This window comes from Streptomyces sp. Y1 (genome assembly GCF_041053115.1).
In the GTDB taxonomy this organism is placed as follows: Bacteria; Actinomycetota; Actinomycetes; order Streptomycetales; family Streptomycetaceae; genus Kitasatospora; species Kitasatospora rubellomurina.
Window position 1 is genome coordinate 8,205,704 of record NZ_CP163445.1, and the last position, 16,049, is coordinate 8,221,752.

Genomic DNA, 16,049 nt, shown 5'->3' on the forward strand with positions numbered 1-16,049 from the left:
GGCGGTATGAAGGACGCAGCCAGCCCGGCCCTTTCCGCAGCCCTGGCCTCCCCCGAGGCCTACGCCGACGCCGTCGCCACCGCCGTGAGGGCGGCCGCGGCCTACTACGCAGACGGCGCCACGCCGCTCGGCGACGACGAGTACGACGCCCTGGTGCGCGCCGTCGAGGCGTACGAGCGCGAGCACCCCGACGAGGTGCTGCCCGAGTCGCCGACCGGCAAGGTGGCCGGCGGCGCGGCGGTCGGCGACGTCCCGCACAGCGTGCCGATGCTCTCCCTCGACAACGTCTTCTCCGCCGAGGAGCTGGAGGCCTGGGCCGCCGGCCTGGAGCGCCGGCTCGGCCGGCCCGTCGCCGCCTGGTGCGTCGAGCCGAAGCTGGACGGCCTGGCCGTCGCCGCCCGCTACCGGGCCGGCCGGCTCACCCAGGTGCTCACCCGGGGCGACGGCCTGGCGGGCGAGGACATCACCGCCGCCGCCGACGCCGTGCTCGGCCTGCCCGAGCGGCTCGCCGAGCCCGTCGACGTCGAACTGCGCGGCGAGGTGCTGCTCACCCACGAGCAGTTCGAGCAGGCCAACGCCGTCCGCACCGCCCACGGCGCCACCCCCTTCGCCCACCCGCGCAGCGGCGCCGCCGGCACCCTCCGGGCCAAGGACCGCGCCTACCGGGTCGAGCTGACCTTCTTCGGTTACGACGCCCACGGCCTGCCCGGCCTCGACCACGCCGCGCTGCTGGCCCGGATCGCCGAACTCGGCGCCAACACCGCCGCCGCCACCGAGGCCGCGCCCCGGCGCTGCGCCACCCTCGCCGAGGCGCAGCAGCGGATCGACGAGATCGCCGCCCTGCGCGCCGAACTGCCCTTCGGCATCGACGGCGTGGTGGTCAAGGCCGACGCGGTCGCCGACCAGGAGGCAGCCGGCTCCGGCTCCCGCGCGCCGCGCTGGGCGGTGGCCCGCAAGCTGCAGGCGCAGCACCAGGTGACCACCCTGCTCGGGGTCGAGTGGAACGTCGGCCGCACCGGGATCATCGCGCCCCGCGCGGTGCTCGACCCGGTGGTGATCGACGGCGTCACCGTCACCTACGCGACCCTGCACAACCCGGCCGACATCGAGCGGCGCGGTCTGATGATCGGCGACCGGGTGTTCGTCTACCGGGCCGGCGACGTCATCCCGCGCGTCGAGGCGCCGCTGGTCGAGGAGCGCACCGGCGCCGAGCGGCCGATCGCCTTCCCCGAGGTCTGCCCGCGCTGCGGCGACGCCATCGACACCTCCGAGCAGCGCTGGCGCTGCGTGCGCGGCCGGGGCTGCCAGGTCGTCGCCTCGGTGATCTACGCCGCCGGGCGCGACCAGCTCGACATCGAGGGCCTGGGCGGCACCCGGGCCGTCCAACTCGTCGAGGCCGGGCTGGTCGGCGACCTCGCCGACCTGTTCACCCTCACCCGGGAGCAGCTGCTCACCCTGGACCGGATGGGCGAGACCAGCGCCGACAAGCTGCTCGCCGCGATCGAGACCGCCCGTACCCGGCCGCTGGGCCGGGTGTTCTGCGCGCTCGGCATCCGGGGCACCGGCCGCACGATGTCCCGCCGGATCGCCGCCCACTTCGGCAGCATGGCCGCGATCCGCGCCGCCGATGCCCAGGCGCTGGCCGCCGTGGACGGCATCGGCACCGAGAAGGCGGCCCTGGTGCTCTCCGAACTCGCCGAGGTGGCCGCGCTGTTGGACCGGCTCGCCGAGCAGGGCGTGGGCACGGCGGTGACCGAGCCGGCGGCCGTCCGGACGAACCCGGAGGGCGTGGCGGAGGGCGCCGGGGGCGGGGCTGCGGACGGCGCTGCGGACGGTGCGGCGGGCCCGCTGGCCGGGCAGAGCGTGGTGGTCACCGGCAGCATGACCGGCGCCCTCGCCGAGCTCTCCCGCAACGCCATGAACGAACTGATCGAGCGGGCCGGCGGCAAGGCCTCCTCCTCGGTGTCCAAGCGGACCAGCCTGCTCGTCGCCGGGGAGAAGGCCGGCTCCAAGCGGGCCAAGGCCGAGGAGCTCGGCGTACCGGTCATGGCGCCGGAGGAGTTCGCCGAGCTGGTGCGCGGCTTCCTGGGCTGAGGCTGAACGGGGTGAACGGAGCGGGTTGAACGGAGCGGGCTGAACGGAACGGCCTGAACGAAACGGCCTGAACGGAACGGAGTGATCGTCGGCGCCGCCGGTGCGGTAGGGTGTGCGGCGCCGAGTACGACCGCGACCGAGGGAGGTGAGCCCCATCAACGGAATGTCCGAGCGGGTGCTCCCGGAGCGCGGCCGCGTGGGCGCCGTACGCGCATAGCGTGTACGCGCCGGCAACGCGACGACCCTGACGGGAGCCCTGGCGGAGTCCATCTCGCCTCCTCCCGAATTCTCCCCAAGGGGTCCCCTGTGCCGGTCTTCTCCTCCTCCGCCCTCCGATCCTCCGTGGTCACCCGCCTGCGCGCCGCTGGCTGCGTGTTCGCCGAGGACGAGGCGCGCATCCTGCTCGCCTCCGCCGCCACCCCGGCCGACCTGGCCGCCATGGTCCGCGCCCGTGCCGAGGGGCGGCCGCTCGAACACGTCGTCGGCTGGGCCGAGTTCGCCGGGCTGCGGATCGCCATCGACCCGGGCGTCTTCGTACCGCGCCGCCGCAGCGAGTTCCTGGCCGCCACCGCGGCCGGGCTCACCGCGCCCGGCGCGGTCGTCCTGGACCTGTGCTGCGGCAGCGGCGCGCTCGGCGCCGCCGTCGCGGCCGGCGCCGGGCACCCGGTCGAGCTGTACGCGGCCGACCTGGACCCGGCGGCCGTCCGCTGCGCCCGCCGCAACCTCGCGCCCGCCGGCGCCCGGGTCTTCGCGGGCGACCTGTTCGCGGCCCTGCCCGCCGCCGAACTGCGCGGGCGCGTGGACGTCCTGATCGCCAACGTCCCGTACGTCCCGACCGGCGACGTCGCCCTGCTGCCGCCCGAGGCCCGGCTGTACGAGGCCCTTCCGGCGCTCGACGGCGGCTCGGACGGCCTGGACGTGCTGCGCCGGGTCGCCGCCGAGGCGCCCGGGTGGCTCGCGCCGGGCGGCTCGCTGCTGTTCGAGACCAGTGAGCGGCAGCTGGCGACCGCCCTCGCGGTGGTGCGCGCGGCGGGCCTGGCGGCGGAGGCCCACGAGGACGAGGAGTTGGACGCGACGGTGGTCACCGCGCGGCTGACGACGGCCGGCTGACGACGGCCGGTTGACGACGGCCGGCTGACCGTCCGGTTGACCGCCCGGCCCGGCCGTCGCCGTGTTGGCGACGGCCGGGCCCGGTCGGCCGGCCCCGATCGTCCGGCGGGCGCGCTACCGGGTGGAGAAGGCGCCGCCGTTCACGTGGACGGTCTGCGCGGTGATGTGCCGGGCGCCCGGGGACGCGAGGAACCAGGCCGTCTCGGCGATGTCGTCGACCGTGCCGGGCCGCTTGTTGTGCGTCTCCTCCACCAGCGCCCGGTGCCGCTCGTCGGCCAGCGGACCGCCGAAGAAGTTGGTGCCGGCGACGTAGCCGGAGGAGATGACGTTGCACGTCACCCCCCGGGGAGCGAGCTCGGCGGACAGCGAGGCGTTCCAGGCGGCCAGCGCGGCCTTGGCCGCGCCGTAGGAGCCGCCGCGCCGCTCGGCGCCGATCGAACCGATGCTGAGGACGGCGCTGCCGTCGGCGAGCCGGTCCTGGAGCGCGGTCGTGGTCAGCACCGCGGTCAGCAGGTTCTGCGCGAGGTTGGCCTGCCACTGGGCGAGCAGCGCCTCCAGTGGCGCCCGGTCGGCCGGCGCCGCCCCGGGCAGGCCGCCGGCGGCGTTGACCAGCACGTCCACCGCCCCGAGGCGGGCGGCGAGCGAGGCGACCTGGCCCGGGTCGGTCGCGTCGCAGACGACGCCGTGCACGCCGAGCTCCTCGGCGGTCGCTTCGACGGTGTCCGCGTGACGCCCGGTGACGAAGACCTCGGCCCGCTCGGCGGCGAACCGCCGGGCGATGGCGCGGCCGATGCCGCTGGTTCCTCCGGTGACGAGCACGGTGCGAGAAGTCATGGGTCCCCCTGCCGACTGATACGTTTAGACCTAAACATAGCCGAGACCGACAGGGGATCACACCGTGGCCGACGCCCCCGCAGCGCAGGACCCGGAGAACGCGGAGGAACCCGCACCCGCCCACTCCGCCGCCGAGATCGCCGCCGCCTGGCGGCGGGAGCGGCCGGGCGTCCCGACCGGGTCGATCGAGATCGTCACCCCGATCTGGTGGCTGGCCAAGCTCTTCACCGACGACCGCGCCCGGGCCCTGCGCGCGGCGGGCATCGACGCCGCCACCCTCGACCTGCTCTCCGTCCTCCGGCGCTCGGGCCCGCCCTACACCCTCAGCACCCGCGAGATCGCCCGGCGGACCCTCGTCACGGCCGGAGCGGTCTCCCAGCGCATCGCCCGGGCCGAACGCGACGGCCTGGTCCGGCGCACGCCGGCGGGCAGCGGCCGAACCGTCCTGGTCGACCTCACGGCCGAAGGCCACGCGCTGATCGACCGCTCCGTCGACACCGTGCTCGGCCGGGAGGCCGCACTCGTCGGCTGCCTGTCGGACGACGAACGCACCACGCTCATCGCGACCCTGGACAAGCTGCTGGCCGACGTCCGCCGCCGAACGGCCCCGACCGCGGGCGGTCAGGGCGGGTAGCGTGGCCCGGCGAGCCGACCGCGGTCGGGCGGGGGGAAAGCGATCGACACCGGGGGAGTGCGATGACGGCCGATCAGGTCGAGGATGCCGGCGCGGGGCTGCGCCGGCCCTCGCAGCTCCTGCAGCCGGTTCTCTTCTCCCTCGACGAGGACCGCGGCGGTTCCTTCCTCAACGAAGGCACCCGGGTCTACTCCCGCTGCTGGACCCGGCCCCATGAGGACGACCACTTCTCGGTCCCGTACTTCATGGACGTCGTCGTCCTCGGCCGGGCGGCCGGTTACGGGAAGGGCCAGGGGCGGCTGAGCCCCCACCGGCGGCGGCTGCTGGCCGACTCGGCCCTGAGGCTGGCCGAGGTGGTCTCCACCGAACTGCGGTGCGATGCCGGTGTCCGGCTTCCGCCCGAGCCGCCGGCGGACGCCTACGGCCCTGCGACCACCGAGTGGTTGAGGCCGGTGGAGTGACCTCCGAGTGACCGGAGCGATGCGTCAGGCGGGCTCGGCGGCCCGGGGCAGCTCCGCCCGGCGGACGGCGGGGGAGGCGAGGGCGAGGACCAGGCCGAGGCAGCCGAACGCGCCGCAGGCGACGAACACCGGGCCGGCGCCCCAGGCGCCGATGGCGGCGCCGACCAGGGGGTAGGCGAGCGGGGACAGGCCGAGCATGCTGAGCATCACGACGGAGGTGACCCGGCCGAGGTAGGCGGGGTCGGTCGCGGTCTGGATCAGGGTGTGGGTCAGGCTGCCGACCGTGCCCGCCGCGAGCCCGGTGAGGACGGCGATCGCCACCGCCGCCCACAGGCTCGGCACCAGACCCAGTCCGGCGGCGCCGGTGCTCCCGAGCAGGAGGGCGCCGCACAGGGTCAGGCCCGCCCGGGGCAGCCGGCCGACCACCGCCAGCAGGGCGGCGACGGCGGTCGCGCCGGCGCCGAAGCCGCCGACGATCCAGCCGTAGCCGGAGGCGCCCCAGCCGCGTTCGGCGTTGAGCAGCACCATGCCGACGTTGAGCGTGCCGTTGAGGCCGAGTTCGGTGACCGCCGCGGCGAGGACCAGCGGGCCGATCAGCGGGTGGCGGCGCAGGTAGCGCAGGCCGTCGAGGAGGTCGGCGCGGGCCGGGCGGGCGGCGGGCGCGCCCCCGGCGGCGGCCGGGGTGTCGAGCGGCCGGATCCGGACGGACAGCAGCAGCGGCATGGAGAGCGCGAACAACGCGCCGGAGACGGCGAAGGCGGCGGCCGGGCCGCCGAGCGCCATCGCCAGGCCGCCGAGCGGCGGGCCGGCGATCTGGCCGACGCGCGTGGCCAGCGAGCGCAGGCCGCTGACCCGGGCCAACTGGTCGGGGCGGGTGATCCGGGGCGGCAGCGCGCCGACCGCCGGGACGAACAGGGCGTCGACGGCGCCGAAGACCAGGGCCACCGCGACCAGCAGCCAGAGCGCGGGCGTGGTCAGCGCGACGGCGGCGGCCACCGACAGGATCAGCAGGCAGCGCAGCGCGTCGCTGCCGAGGATCACCCGGCGCGGGTCGAAGCGGTCGGCGAGCACACCGCCGCCGAGCATCAGCAGGGCCCGGGGGATCCCCCCGGCGGCCATCACCAGGCCGACCTGGGTCGGGGAGAGGGCCCGCTGGGCGGACCAGCCGAGGGCGAGGAAGTAGGCGGTGTCGCCGACCAGCGAGGCGGTGTAGGCGGTGAGCCACCGCAGCACGTTGGGGTCGCGGTGGGCGGGGGCGGTGCTGAGCGGTGGTGCGGTCTCCAGGGTGGTCAGCGCGGTCATGGCGGGCTCCGAGTGGTCGCGGTGGCCCCGTGCGGGCGCACGGGGGCGTCGCCCGGCGCTGGATACGGGCAGCCGGGTCGGGTGGTGGAGCGGTGCGGGGCCTGGTGGACGTGCGGAAGCGTCACCCGGCGCGCGGGGCCAGGGCGTGGGGACGGGATGCGGCCGGTTACGGGCGGAACGGGAAGCCGTACAGGTAGACGGACACGTGCTCGCGGCCCCCGGTGTCTCCACCGGCTCCGGCGGATCCGGCGGCCCTGGCGGCCTGGCCGCGCTCCCGCCAGCGCCGGGTGACCTCCGCCAACTCCTCGCCGAACGCGGCGAGTTCGGCGGGGGTCAGGTCGAGCATCCACTCCGAGGCGAAGGCCGCGTCGGTCCACGCCGGGCCCCAGTCCCCGGTCTGGGAGAGGTAGGCGCGGTACTGGGCGGCCCGGGTCTCGAAGACGCTCCGGCCGACCGCCTCGACGACGGCCGCGCCCTCGGGGGTCTGCGTGAAGTCCGAGTCGCGGAAGCCCCAGCCCTCCTCGGAGGCCACCTGCCACCACCGCTCCCGCGCATCACCGCTGCGGCCCGCCGCCTCGGCGACGAAGCCGAGCTCGGCGAGCTTGCGCAGGTGGTAGCTGACCAGCGAGGGCGCCTCGCCGACCTGCTCGCCCAGCTGCGAGGCGGTGGCGGAGCCGGCGGCGTAGAGCAGCCGGTACAGCTGCATCCGCAGGGGATTGGTGAACGCCTTCAGCCTGGTCAGGTCGGTGATCTGGTCGGCCTTGCGCACGGGCCGCGGTTCGGAGGGCATGGCACCACGCTAGATCCGAAAGATAAGTTGCGCAAGAAAAATTTCAGATCTTCAGAGGTCAGCCGCGGAGCCCGTGTGACTGGACTCGCTTGTTGGCCACGGGACTCGCTACTTGGCCGCACCACCGTTCTGGCTACAGTCCGTAGCTGTGACTCAGCACGCTAACTGCCGGGTCAGCACCGGATCTGTCGTCCACCTACGGCCCCAGCTGAAGCGCGGTCTCTCCCTAGTGCGCCGGTTTGAACGGGAACCAACCGTCAGCGTCCTTGCTGGTTCACCGGCAGTTGCCATACTGACCGACCCGGAGAGCTGCACGTCGAATGGCGCTGTTGGCGACAACTGACGTGCTGGAGCGCGGTAGGTGCCACCTTTCACCACTCCGGTGGGAGCAATTGTCAAGAGTTGTGGTTGAGTGCCTGGGCGGCGACTGCTGACCAGATCTGTTCGGCCAAGGTCTCCGGGGACAGCGTGCCGTCGACGATCACGTCGCATTCGTCTCGTAGCGGCTCGATGTGCCGCTCGTGGGCGGCCCGCCGGTGCTCCACGTAATTCCGCAGGAGAACCTCAAGCGGGAAGCCGCCCCTGACGCATTTCCGTTCGATCTTGCGGGCCAGCCGGAGGTCCGCCGCGAGGTCAATGAAGACGTCGAGGCGGAGGCAAGGCCGCTGTGGGGTGACCCGACGAGCGAAGAGGCCGTCGACGATCACAACGGGGGCGCTGGCGAGCGCGGCGTCGGTGTCGGCGTCGAGCCGCTCGATGTCGACCGAGCGAGGATCCCCGACGTCCAGGCGCGGTATCCCGGCCTCGTCGCGTGTCCAGATTCCTCGCCCCGGAGCGGTGAAGTAGTAGTCGTCGCCGTGCAGCACGCTTGCCGGGCCTTCCACCGCGAACGACACGAGCGCATCGGCCAGTGTCGTCTTACCTGCCCCTGCACCACCGGTCAGCGTCAGTAGCACGTAACCCCCCTCTTTTGATCGACAGACCGAGGATCGCACGGCGGATCCGCGTTCATGCCGCAGTCCGTGTACGTTCGACGAGTTGGCCCCGCTCGAAGCGAGCTCCGGCGCGGACCAGCGGGACGAGATGGGCGCCGTTGACGGCCCGCCAGCGGCCTGGGCGGACTCGACGAGCTTGAAGACCATGGCGAGTGCCGCGACGCGGGAGCCGGCGCCCTTGGTGACCTTGGTGCGGAGCCGGACGGTGGCGAAGGTCGACTCGCCCTACGTCAGCTTCCGGGCCTCCGCGGCCGCCAGCAAAGCCCTTCCCGCCGACGCGGTGGCCCGACTGCTCGACGACGAGGAGGAGATCGTCCGCCTCACCATGGCCTTCAGCGCCCCGCACCTGGTCGACGCCGCGACCGCCGAGAGCATCGAGCGCCGGTACCGCGGGCGGGACAAGTTCACGTTGTGGTGGGACGAGGCGGAGGTCCTGACGTTCCCGCCGGCCGCCCTGCGCCGCACCGCAACCTCCCGCTCCCCTCGCTGCTCCGGCTCCTCGTCGACTCCTCGGAGCGCGTCGCGGAGGCCGCCGCCGCCTCGCCGTACCTGCCCGTCGAACGCATGGAGTGGCTGCTCACCCGGGCGGGCCTGTAAGCCGCCGCTGCGACCGGCCGGAAGCTCGGCGCACGCGGGTGGCGGGCCGTCACGCCTCGGGTTTCGGGCCTCGGCCATCCGGCCCTCGTCGCATCGCCATCGGCCAAGCGTGCGGCCAGGGTTGGTCGCATGAACCGACCTCCCCGTTCACTCCTGCGCTGCGCGCCGCGCGCGCCCGGGCGCCGCCGGCCGGCGGCCCTGCTGGCCGGCCTGGCGCTGCTGGCGCCGACCGTCGCGAGCTCGCTGCTCGCCCCGTCGCCCGCACGGGCCGACAACCCGACCGTCTCGGTGAACAACCTGCGGACCGGCTGGGACGCGGCCGAGCCGAACCTCGGGCCCGACCAGGTGTCGGCCGCGGACTTCGGCCGGCGCTGGTCCACCGCGATCGACGGCGGGGTGCACGCCCAGCCGCTGGTCGCCGGGTCGACCGTGGTCGTCGCCACCGAGACCAACCACGTGTACGGCGTCAACGCGGCGGACGGCCGCATCCTCTGGCAGCGCGCCCTCGGCACCCCGGTGCCCTCGTCGACCGACTGCCTCTCGCCCGGCACCGGCATCACCTCGACGCCGGTCCTCGACGCCGCGAGCGGCACCGTCTACCTGGTGTCGAGGTCCAACGACGGGGGCGCCCACTTCTCGGCGCACGCCCTGGACCTCGCGACGGGCGCCGAGCGCGGCGGCTGGCCGGTGCCGGTCCAGGGTGCGCCGGTGAACAGCCCCGGCGTCCCGCTCAACCCGGCCACGTCCGTGCAGCGCGCCGGGCTGCTGCTCCTCGGCGGCGCGGTGTACTTCGGGTTCGCCTCGGACTGCGGGAGGAATCCGTACGTCGGAATCGTCGGCGGCGTCGACACCAACACCCGGAAGGTGACCCTCTGGTCCACCGAGGCCGGCTCCGACTCCCAGAACGGGGGAGTCTGGATGAGCGGCGGCGGGCTGATGTCGGACGGCGACGGCCGGATCTTCGTCGCCACCGGCAACGGCGCGAACGGGGGCTCGCCGCCCACCGGCCCGGGCAACGCGCCGCCGGCCCACCTCGCCGAATCGGTCGTACGCCTCGGCGTCAACGCCGACGGCAGCCTCGTCGCGAAGGACTTCTTCAGCCCCACCAACAACAGGGACATGGACCACGCCGACCAGGACCTCGGCTCCGGCGGCCCCGCGGCGCTGCCGGACGGCTTCGGCACGTCCGCCCACCCGCACCTGCTGGTCCAGGTCGGCAAGGACGGCCGCATCTTCCTGCTGGACCGCGACAACCTCGGCGGCACGGGGCAGGGCCAGGGCGGGACGGACAACGTGGTCGGCATGACCGGCCCCTACAAGGGCGTGTGGGGACACCCGGGCGTCTGGGGCGGTGACGGCGGCTACGTCTACCTGGTCGAGAACAACGGCGTGCTGCGCGCCCTCAAGTACGCGGTCGACGGCTCCGGCACCCCGCAGCTGACCAGCACCGGCACCAGCGCCGAGGGCTTCGGCTACGCCTCCGGCTCCCCCGTGGTCACCTCGAACGGCACCGCCTCCGGCTCGGCGCTCGTCTGGACCGTCTACTCCGGCACCGGGCCGAACGGCCAGAACGGCGAACTGCGGGTCTACGACCCGGTACCGGTCAACGGCACGCTCTCCATGCGCCGCAGCTTCCCGCTCGGCACGGTGTCCAGGTTCTCGGTGCCCGCGACGGACAGCGGACGGATCTTCGTCGGCACCAAGGACGGCCACCTCGTCGCGTTCGGCGGGGCCGGCAGCTGAGGCCGGTCACCCGGCCTCGGGAGCGGAGCAGTGGTGCTCAAGTGGTGCTCAAGGGGTCGGGTCGAAGCCGTCCGCCGCGGCGTGGACCCGGCCCGGCAGTGAGTCCTGCGGCCGACGCGTGCGGCCGGTCACGGGGTGTCGGTGCCACGGGTCATACTCGTGCCGCGGCGCCGTCCGGGCGCCGCGGCACGAGGGGGAGAAGCATGGCTGAGGTGCTGGTTTTCCATCACGGGTACGGGCTGACCGAGGGCGTCCGCGCATTCGCCGAACGGCTGCGGCTGGCCGGGCACGTCGTCCACGTCCCGGACCTGTTCGAGGGGACGGTGTTCGACAGCCTGCGGGAGGGCATCGGCCACGCGGAGAGCATCGGCTTCGGCACGATCGTCGAGCGCGGCACCGCCGCCGCCGAGGGGCTGCCCGCGGAGCTCGTCTACCTCGGGTTCTCGCTGGGCGTCCTGCCGGCGCAGAAGCTGGCCCAGACCCGCCCCGGGGCGAAGGGCGCGCTGTTGCTGGAGGCCTGCGTGCCGGTCGCGGAGTTCGGCGGTGCCTGGCCGCAGGGCGTTCCGGTCCAGGTCCACGGCATGGAGGCGGATCCGTTCTTCGCGGGGGAGGGCGATGTGGACGCGGCCCGGGCGCTGGTCGCGACGGCGGCGGACGCCGAGCTGTTCCGCTACCCGGGCGAGCGGCACCTGTTCACCGACAGCGGCCTTCCGTCGTACGACGAACCCGCCGCACGGCAGGTCACCCAGCGGGTGCTGGACTTCCTCGACCGTATCGATCGCATCGACCGCATCGACCGCCTCGACCGCATCGAACGGCCCGGCGCCGTCGCGGCTGTCCGCTGAGGTCGCGGGAGTCAGCGAAGGCCGAGCGTGGGTACCGACCCTCCGGAGGCGTGCTCGACCCGGACGCCGGGCAGGCCGCGGGACCACGCGGCGGCGATCGGCGCCAGCCGCGCCGCCGGGAGCGGATCGGGCCCGAGGCCGATCGCGAGGTGCGGGCGCCCGCCGGAGTGGAACGGGCGCGGCCAGGCGTGCACCCGGGTGGCGCCCGCCTCCTCCAGGGCGCCGAGCAGGGCGCGGATCCGGCCCCGGACGGCGCCGAGCGCGGCCGGCTCGGCGCTGACCACGGCCCAGCCGGCGTGGCGCCGGTGCAGCGGTGGCGGGGCGAGCAACTCGGGCCATGGATCGGGGTGTTCGGTGGCGAGCTCCCAGGCCCGGTACAGCTCCTCGGCGAGCAGCTCGCGGGCGGCCGGGCCGACCTGGGTGGTGCAGCTGCGGACGGGCGCGGAGGGAGTGAGGACGGTCAGCCCCCCGGCCGCGCCGGCGGCGGGGTCGCCGAGCAGGGCGACCGGGCGGCGCCAGTCCCAGCCTGCCCAGGTCTCGGCGAAGCGCGGGAACAGGTCGCAGGCGGCCGTGTCCGCGTCCCGGACGGTCCGCGCGGCCAGCACCGACCAGGCCAGCGACGGCAGTTGACCGAACGGCGCGGAGTCCAGGCCGCGCGCCCGGGCCCAGGCCTTCACCTGCCGGGCCAGCCGGACGAAAGCCGCGTGCCGCCCACCGACCGCCGCCACCAGTGCCTCGGCGTCCGTGACGGCGCTCAGCGCGACGGCCGCCGCCTCGCCCAGTTCCGCCCGGCGCTCGACGGCCTCGGCCGGATCCAGCGCGCCGGTGAAGACCACCACGAGGTCCACCGCCAGGCCGTCCGCCGTCAGTCGCAGCCCTGGCACCCGCGCCCCGCGCACCTCGTGCAGTCCCTGCGCGTGCGGCAGGGCGGCCGCCACCCGGGCCCGCACCCCGGCCAGGTCGGCGGGGCCGGGCAGCGCGGCCACCAGGTCCAGGTCGGCGCCGTCCAGCTGGCAGCCCAGACGGCGTGAGCCGACCGTCCGGACCACGCCGCCCGGCAGGGCCGCCGCGATCCGCTCGGCCAACGTCAGGGCGGCAGCGGTGCGTTGGGGCGGCTCGGCTCGGAGCGGTTCGGCCCCGGTCGGGTCGGCCGGTGCGTCCGGCAGGTCCCGGACCTCGCCGGTGCCCAGCGCGATCGTGGCGCGCACCCGCATCGGCTCGTCGCCCCGGCGGGAGAGCACCACCAGCTCACCGACCCGGGCCGAGGCCCCGGCGGCTCCGGCGAGGCCGGCCGCGCACTCGGCGGCCGTGCGCTGCGGGTCGGCGCTGCGGCCGAGGGTCAGGTGCGGGGTGTAGCCCTCCGCGCGGCCGCGGCAGCGGGGGAAGCGGCGCACCAGCGCGGCCCGCAGCGCCGCCCACGGCTCGGGCGAGTCGGCTGCCGGGTCGAGCCAGAGGGTGGCGTCCTCGCGGTGGCCGAAGGTGTGCACCCCGGCCAGCCGGGCGGTGAACGGCGCGACCTCGGCGGCGGCCCGGCCCAGCAGCGGCAGGGCGCGGTCGAACTCGGCCTCCGGGACGAAGCCGAACAGCAGGTTGACGTGCGGCGGCCAGCGGCGCAGCTGCGGGTCGTGCGCGGCGCGCAGCCGCTGGATCGGCGGCCACAGCTCCTCCGGCGGCAGCCAGGCGACGGCGGTGCGGGTGGTCGGCGCGGCCTCCAGGGCGTCCGGCGACGCCGGTTCCCCGGAGGACAGGTCGAGGTCGACGGCCACGCCGTAGTGGTCCGAGGGGTGCAGCCCGTCCGCGGTCGGGCGGTCGCCGAGGAGGTGGGCGGCGGTGGCCCGGGCGCGTTCGGCGCGCAGCAGGACGCGGTCGAGCCGCCCGGCGCGGCCGGTGAGCGAGGAGACGGCGGCCAGCGGGTTGCCGACCGGGTCGAAGGTGGGAGTGTCGTCGGCGGGGCCGCGAGCCTGTGTCCAGGCGTCCCGCAGGCCGAGCGCGGCGGCCGGGCCGGCCGGGCCGGAACGGGCGTCGTTGAAGTCCCCGAGTACCAGCAGTTCGCCCTCAAGGGCGGCGAACCCCTCGGCCAGCCGGGCGAGTTCGGCCTGACGGCGGGCCGGGCCCTCCGGCGAGTGATCGCTGCTCAGGTGAACGGCGGCCACGGTCAGCGGCGCTGCGGCGGTCCGCACGGTGACGGCTGCCACCGCCTTGTGCGGGCCCAGCACGTGCCGCCCGGCGGCCAGCACGGGCAGGCGGCTGAGCAGCAGCAGGCCGTACTCGGCGATGTCCGGGCCGCCCGGGTCGAGGTGGAGGGTGTAGCCGTCCCGGACCCAGGACGCGGCGAGCAGCCCGTCGACGAGTGCGGGCTCGACCTCCTGGAGTGCGATGACGTCGGCGTCGGCCGCCGCCAACGCGGCGAGCAGCAGCGGGCGGCGGCGCGCGGTGGCGATGAGCGGGGCGTCGTAGCGGTCCCACAGCGTGTTCCAGGTGACCACGCGCAGCCGCCCGGCCCCGGCCCCCGCCGCTGTTCCGGCCCCGGCCCCCGCCGCTGCCTCGGAGGCGGGCCGCCAGCCGTCCCCGGCCCGCCAGGCGTGCGGTGCGGCGGCGGTGAAGAACGGCGTGGGCAGCCGGTGCGGGTCGGTGCGCCGCCCGGCCTCGGTGCGGTCCAGCTCGTCCAGGCCGGTGTCGCGGTCCCAGACCGGCACGCCGTCCGCCTCGACGTAGCGCACCCGGTGCCAGGGGACGTCGCCGGAGGCGGTGAAGGCCTCCAGCGGGACGCGCTTGACCCGGTCGTCGCGCTGGCGCACGCCCAGGGTGAACCGGGCCGGGTCGAAGCGGGCGTCCCAGCGGATCCGCTGACAGATCTGTTCGATCGGGCGCATCAGTCCTCCCGGGAGTCGAGCGAGCCCGCCGTGTCCTCCACGGTGCCACGCGCGCCGACGTACCAGGTGCGGTGGGCCTCGCCGGGATACGGCGGGCGGTAGCGGTGCAGCTGGGCGGTGAGCACGTCCGGCGGCACCGGGTGCGGTCGGGTGGCGTTGCGGCGGCGCAGTTCGGTCTCGTCGACGGTCATGACGGCGTGGGTGACCAGGGCGTCCCGGCGCTCGGCGACGCCCGCCACCAGGGAGCGCTGGTGGTGGTTGAGCGAGGTGGCGTCCCAGACCACGGTGGCACCGGGGGTCAGGGCGGCGGACAGCCGGTCCAGGCCCTCGCGCAGCACGTCGGGGTTGTCGCGCTGGTCGGCCCGGGAGCCCCGGGCGGCGCGCAGCCCGTCCAGCGAGACCACGGTGTCGACGCCGTCGAGCGCGCCGGTGAAGGTGCTCTTGCCGCTGCCGGCCGGGCCGGTGAGCTGGATCAGCCGCGGGAAGGCGCCGTCGCGCCAGCGCCAGGTGGCGGCCTCCGCCTCGTCGGTGGTGCGGATCCGGCCGAGCGCGTACGCCTCGCGGGCCTGGGCGTAGCAGCGGTCGGCGGCCTCGGGGCCGAAGCCGGCGAACCGCTCGCGCAGGCCGCGGCGCAGGGCGTCGAGCGGGTCCTCGTCGAGCAGGCCCTCGGCGTCGGCGTGCAGTTCGGACCAGGCGACCTGCTGCCGCTCCTCCGGGCCCGGCGCGGCCACGGCGGCGAGGGCGTGCAGCACCGCCAGGTCGGCGGCGACGGACATCCGGACCAGCCCGGCGGGCCGGTCCTCGTCCGGGTACGGCAGGTGCAGCCGCGGGTGCAGGCCGACCAGGTCGGCGACCCGGCGGGCCAGCGGCAGGCCGAGCGACCCGGCCAGCCGGGGGGCCAGCTCCTCCCGGCGGATGGTGCGCAGCGCGGTGGCGAGCACGCCGACCAGGCGGCGGTCGCCGGTGCGGCCGAGGGCGTCGAGCCGGTCCGAGATATCGGCCAACTCGTGCTCGGGGCCGGGGAGTTCGTCGAGGCCGAGGGCGGCGGCGAGGGCGCCGGGGGCGGGCCGGGCGCCGCTGCGCACCGCCCACAGGGCGGCGGCCGGGCCGAGGCCGTTGGGCACGACGGCGGCGTGCATCCAGTGGGTGTCGGTGCGGACGTGCCGGGGGCGCACCCACTTGGCGACCCGCTCGCCGAACTCGGCCCGGGGGAAGCCCCGGACGGTGCGGACGACGTACCCCTCCTGCCGCTCCAGGTCCAGGCCCGCCGCGAGGGAGCGCAGCGCCCGCTCGTCGTAGCGGCCGCGCCACAGCACCCGGGGCGTCGGGACGCCGATGCGGTGCAGGAAGCGGACGGTGCTGTCCCAGTCCAGGCAGGCATCCTCGGCGTCCCACACCGAGAAGCCGTGGAACCAGCTCTCCAGGTCGGTGTACGGGATCGAGTGCCGGGCGTACGTGTTCTCGCCGCAGATCCGCCAGCCCGGCGGGATCAACCGGCCGATCCGGCCGTGCAGTTCCTTCACCCAGGCCCGCGACGGGTGGTGGGCGGAGTCCAGCGAGCGGGCGTGCAGGCCGTCGCGGTAGAGGGTGGTGTTCTCGCCGTCCAGTTTCTCGGTGACGACGACCTCGGCCCCGGCGAGGCCGGAGAGGTCGCCGGTCCGTACGTCGTCCGCCGCGGCGCCCGGCGACCAGGGCAGGTGCGGCGTCCGGGGATACTGCACGCGCATGTCCGGCTCCCGGGTCGGTCGGTCGTGGTCCGCCGACACAGTAG

At 75.5% G+C, this 16,049-nt stretch carries 13 protein-coding genes and 1 pseudogene; 7 read left to right on the plus strand and 7 right to left on the minus strand.

Annotated elements, in window-relative coordinates; translation table 11 throughout:
- Positions 1-6: 6 nt before the first annotated feature.
- Together ligA and AB2U05_RS35915 are read left to right on the plus strand one after the other, a co-directional pair.
- Positions 7-2,094: an NAD-dependent DNA ligase LigA gene (gene ligA / locus AB2U05_RS35910; RefSeq protein ID WP_369185624.1), complete on the plus strand. Its 2,088-nt coding sequence runs from the start codon at positions 7-9 to the stop codon at positions 2,092-2,094.
- A 306-nt stretch (positions 2,095-2,400) separates the two neighbouring features.
- Positions 2,401-3,204 carry a putative protein N(5)-glutamine methyltransferase gene (locus AB2U05_RS35915; RefSeq protein WP_369185625.1) on the plus strand — a complete coding sequence of 268 codons (804 nt, stop codon included), beginning with the start codon at positions 2,401-2,403 and terminating at the stop codon, positions 3,202-3,204.
- 114 nt (positions 3,205-3,318) lie between these two features.
- Here the strand turns inward: AB2U05_RS35915 and AB2U05_RS35920 are convergent, their stop codons facing one another.
- Entirely contained in the window at positions 3,319-4,038 is a 720-nt protein-coding gene (locus tag AB2U05_RS35920; RefSeq protein WP_369185626.1) for an SDR family NAD(P)-dependent oxidoreductase, read from the minus strand.
- A gap of 64 nt (positions 4,039-4,102) precedes the next feature.
- On the opposite strand from AB2U05_RS35920, the gene AB2U05_RS35925 reads away from it, so the two are divergent.
- Positions 4,103-4,672 carry a MarR family winged helix-turn-helix transcriptional regulator gene (locus tag AB2U05_RS35925; RefSeq protein WP_369185627.1) on the plus strand — a complete coding sequence of 190 codons (570 nt, stop codon included), beginning with the start codon at positions 4,103-4,105 and terminating at the stop codon, positions 4,670-4,672.
- Positions 4,673-4,734: 62 nt separating this feature from the next.
- Positions 4,735-5,133: a hypothetical protein gene (locus AB2U05_RS35930; RefSeq protein ID WP_369185628.1), complete on the plus strand. Its 399-nt coding sequence runs from the start codon at positions 4,735-4,737 to the stop codon at positions 5,131-5,133.
- 24 nt (positions 5,134-5,157) lie between these two features.
- Here AB2U05_RS35930 and AB2U05_RS35935 read toward each other — a convergent pair whose 3' ends face one another.
- The 4 genes and pseudogenes from AB2U05_RS35935 to AB2U05_RS35950 form a co-directional block, all read right to left on the minus strand.
- The gene (locus AB2U05_RS35935) at positions 5,158-6,435 is read right to left on the minus strand and encodes an MFS transporter (protein ID WP_369185629.1); all 1,278 of its coding nucleotides are present in this window, start codon (positions 6,433-6,435) and stop codon (positions 5,158-5,160) included.
- Positions 6,436-6,601: 166 nt separating this feature from the next.
- Complete coding sequence (locus tag AB2U05_RS35940; RefSeq protein WP_369185630.1) at positions 6,602-7,225, minus strand: helix-turn-helix domain-containing protein; 624 nt, start codon at positions 7,223-7,225, stop codon at positions 6,602-6,604.
- Between the two features lie 395 nt (positions 7,226-7,620).
- Positions 7,621-8,181, minus strand: a complete 561-nt coding sequence (locus AB2U05_RS35945; protein WP_369185631.1) for a uridine kinase — start codon at positions 8,179-8,181, stop codon at positions 7,621-7,623.
- A gap of 52 nt (positions 8,182-8,233) precedes the next feature.
- Positions 8,234-8,442, minus strand: a pseudogene (locus AB2U05_RS35950) (IS256 family transposase); the annotation flags it as partial.
- Positions 8,443-8,634: 192 nt separating this feature from the next.
- Between AB2U05_RS35950 and AB2U05_RS35955 the strand changes: the two are divergent.
- The 3 genes from AB2U05_RS35955 to AB2U05_RS35965 all read left to right on the plus strand — a co-directional run bounded on the left by AB2U05_RS35955 (position 8,635) and on the right by AB2U05_RS35965 (position 11,405).
- Positions 8,635-8,817: a hypothetical protein gene (locus AB2U05_RS35955; RefSeq protein WP_369185632.1), complete on the plus strand. Its 183-nt coding sequence runs from the start codon at positions 8,635-8,637 to the stop codon at positions 8,815-8,817.
- A 129-nt stretch (positions 8,818-8,946) separates the two neighbouring features.
- Positions 8,947-10,560, plus strand: coding sequence for a PQQ-binding-like beta-propeller repeat protein (locus AB2U05_RS35960; protein WP_369185633.1), 1,614 nt, complete (start codon positions 8,947-8,949; stop codon positions 10,558-10,560).
- A 203-nt stretch (positions 10,561-10,763) separates the two neighbouring features.
- On the plus strand, positions 10,764-11,405 hold the full coding sequence (locus AB2U05_RS35965) for a dienelactone hydrolase family protein (RefSeq protein ID WP_369185634.1): 642 nt from the start codon (positions 10,764-10,766) through the stop codon (positions 11,403-11,405).
- 11 nt (positions 11,406-11,416) lie between these two features.
- Here the strand turns inward: AB2U05_RS35965 and AB2U05_RS35970 are convergent, their stop codons facing one another.
- Positions 11,417-14,278, minus strand: a complete 2,862-nt coding sequence (locus tag AB2U05_RS35970) for an RNA repair domain-containing protein (protein ID WP_369185635.1) — start codon at positions 14,276-14,278, stop codon at positions 11,417-11,419.
- Positions 14,278-16,005, minus strand: a complete 1,728-nt coding sequence (locus tag AB2U05_RS35975) for an RNA ligase family protein (RefSeq protein WP_369185636.1) — start codon at positions 16,003-16,005, stop codon at positions 14,278-14,280. The genes AB2U05_RS35970 and AB2U05_RS35975 overlap by 1 nt, the downstream gene beginning before the upstream one ends.
- Positions 16,006-16,049: the final 44 nt, after the last annotated feature.

Coding starts and splice junctions, on each gene's coding strand:
- AB2U05_RS35930 (WP_369185628.1), top strand. CDS start 4,735: ATGACGGCCGATCAGGTCGAGGATGCCGGCGCGGGGCTGCGCCGGCCC.
- AB2U05_RS35965 (WP_369185634.1), top strand. CDS start 10,764: ATGGCTGAGGTGCTGGTTTTCCATCACGGGTACGGGCTGACCGAGGGC.
- AB2U05_RS35960 (WP_369185633.1), top strand. CDS start 8,947: ATGAACCGACCTCCCCGTTCACTCCTGCGCTGCGCGCCGCGCGCGCCC.
- AB2U05_RS35975 (WP_369185636.1), bottom strand. CDS start 16,005: ATGCGCGTGCAGTATCCCCGGACGCCGCACCTGCCCTGGTCGCCGGGC.
- AB2U05_RS35970 (WP_369185635.1), bottom strand. CDS start 14,278: ATGCGCCCGATCGAACAGATCTGTCAGCGGATCCGCTGGGACGCCCGC.
- AB2U05_RS35940 (WP_369185630.1), bottom strand. CDS start 7,225: ATGCCCTCCGAACCGCGGCCCGTGCGCAAGGCCGACCAGATCACCGAC.
- AB2U05_RS35920 (WP_369185626.1), bottom strand. CDS start 4,038: ATGACTTCTCGCACCGTGCTCGTCACCGGAGGAACCAGCGGCATCGGC.
- ligA (WP_369185624.1), top strand. CDS start 7: ATGAAGGACGCAGCCAGCCCGGCCCTTTCCGCAGCCCTGGCCTCCCCC.
- AB2U05_RS35935 (WP_369185629.1), bottom strand. CDS start 6,435: ATGACCGCGCTGACCACCCTGGAGACCGCACCACCGCTCAGCACCGCC.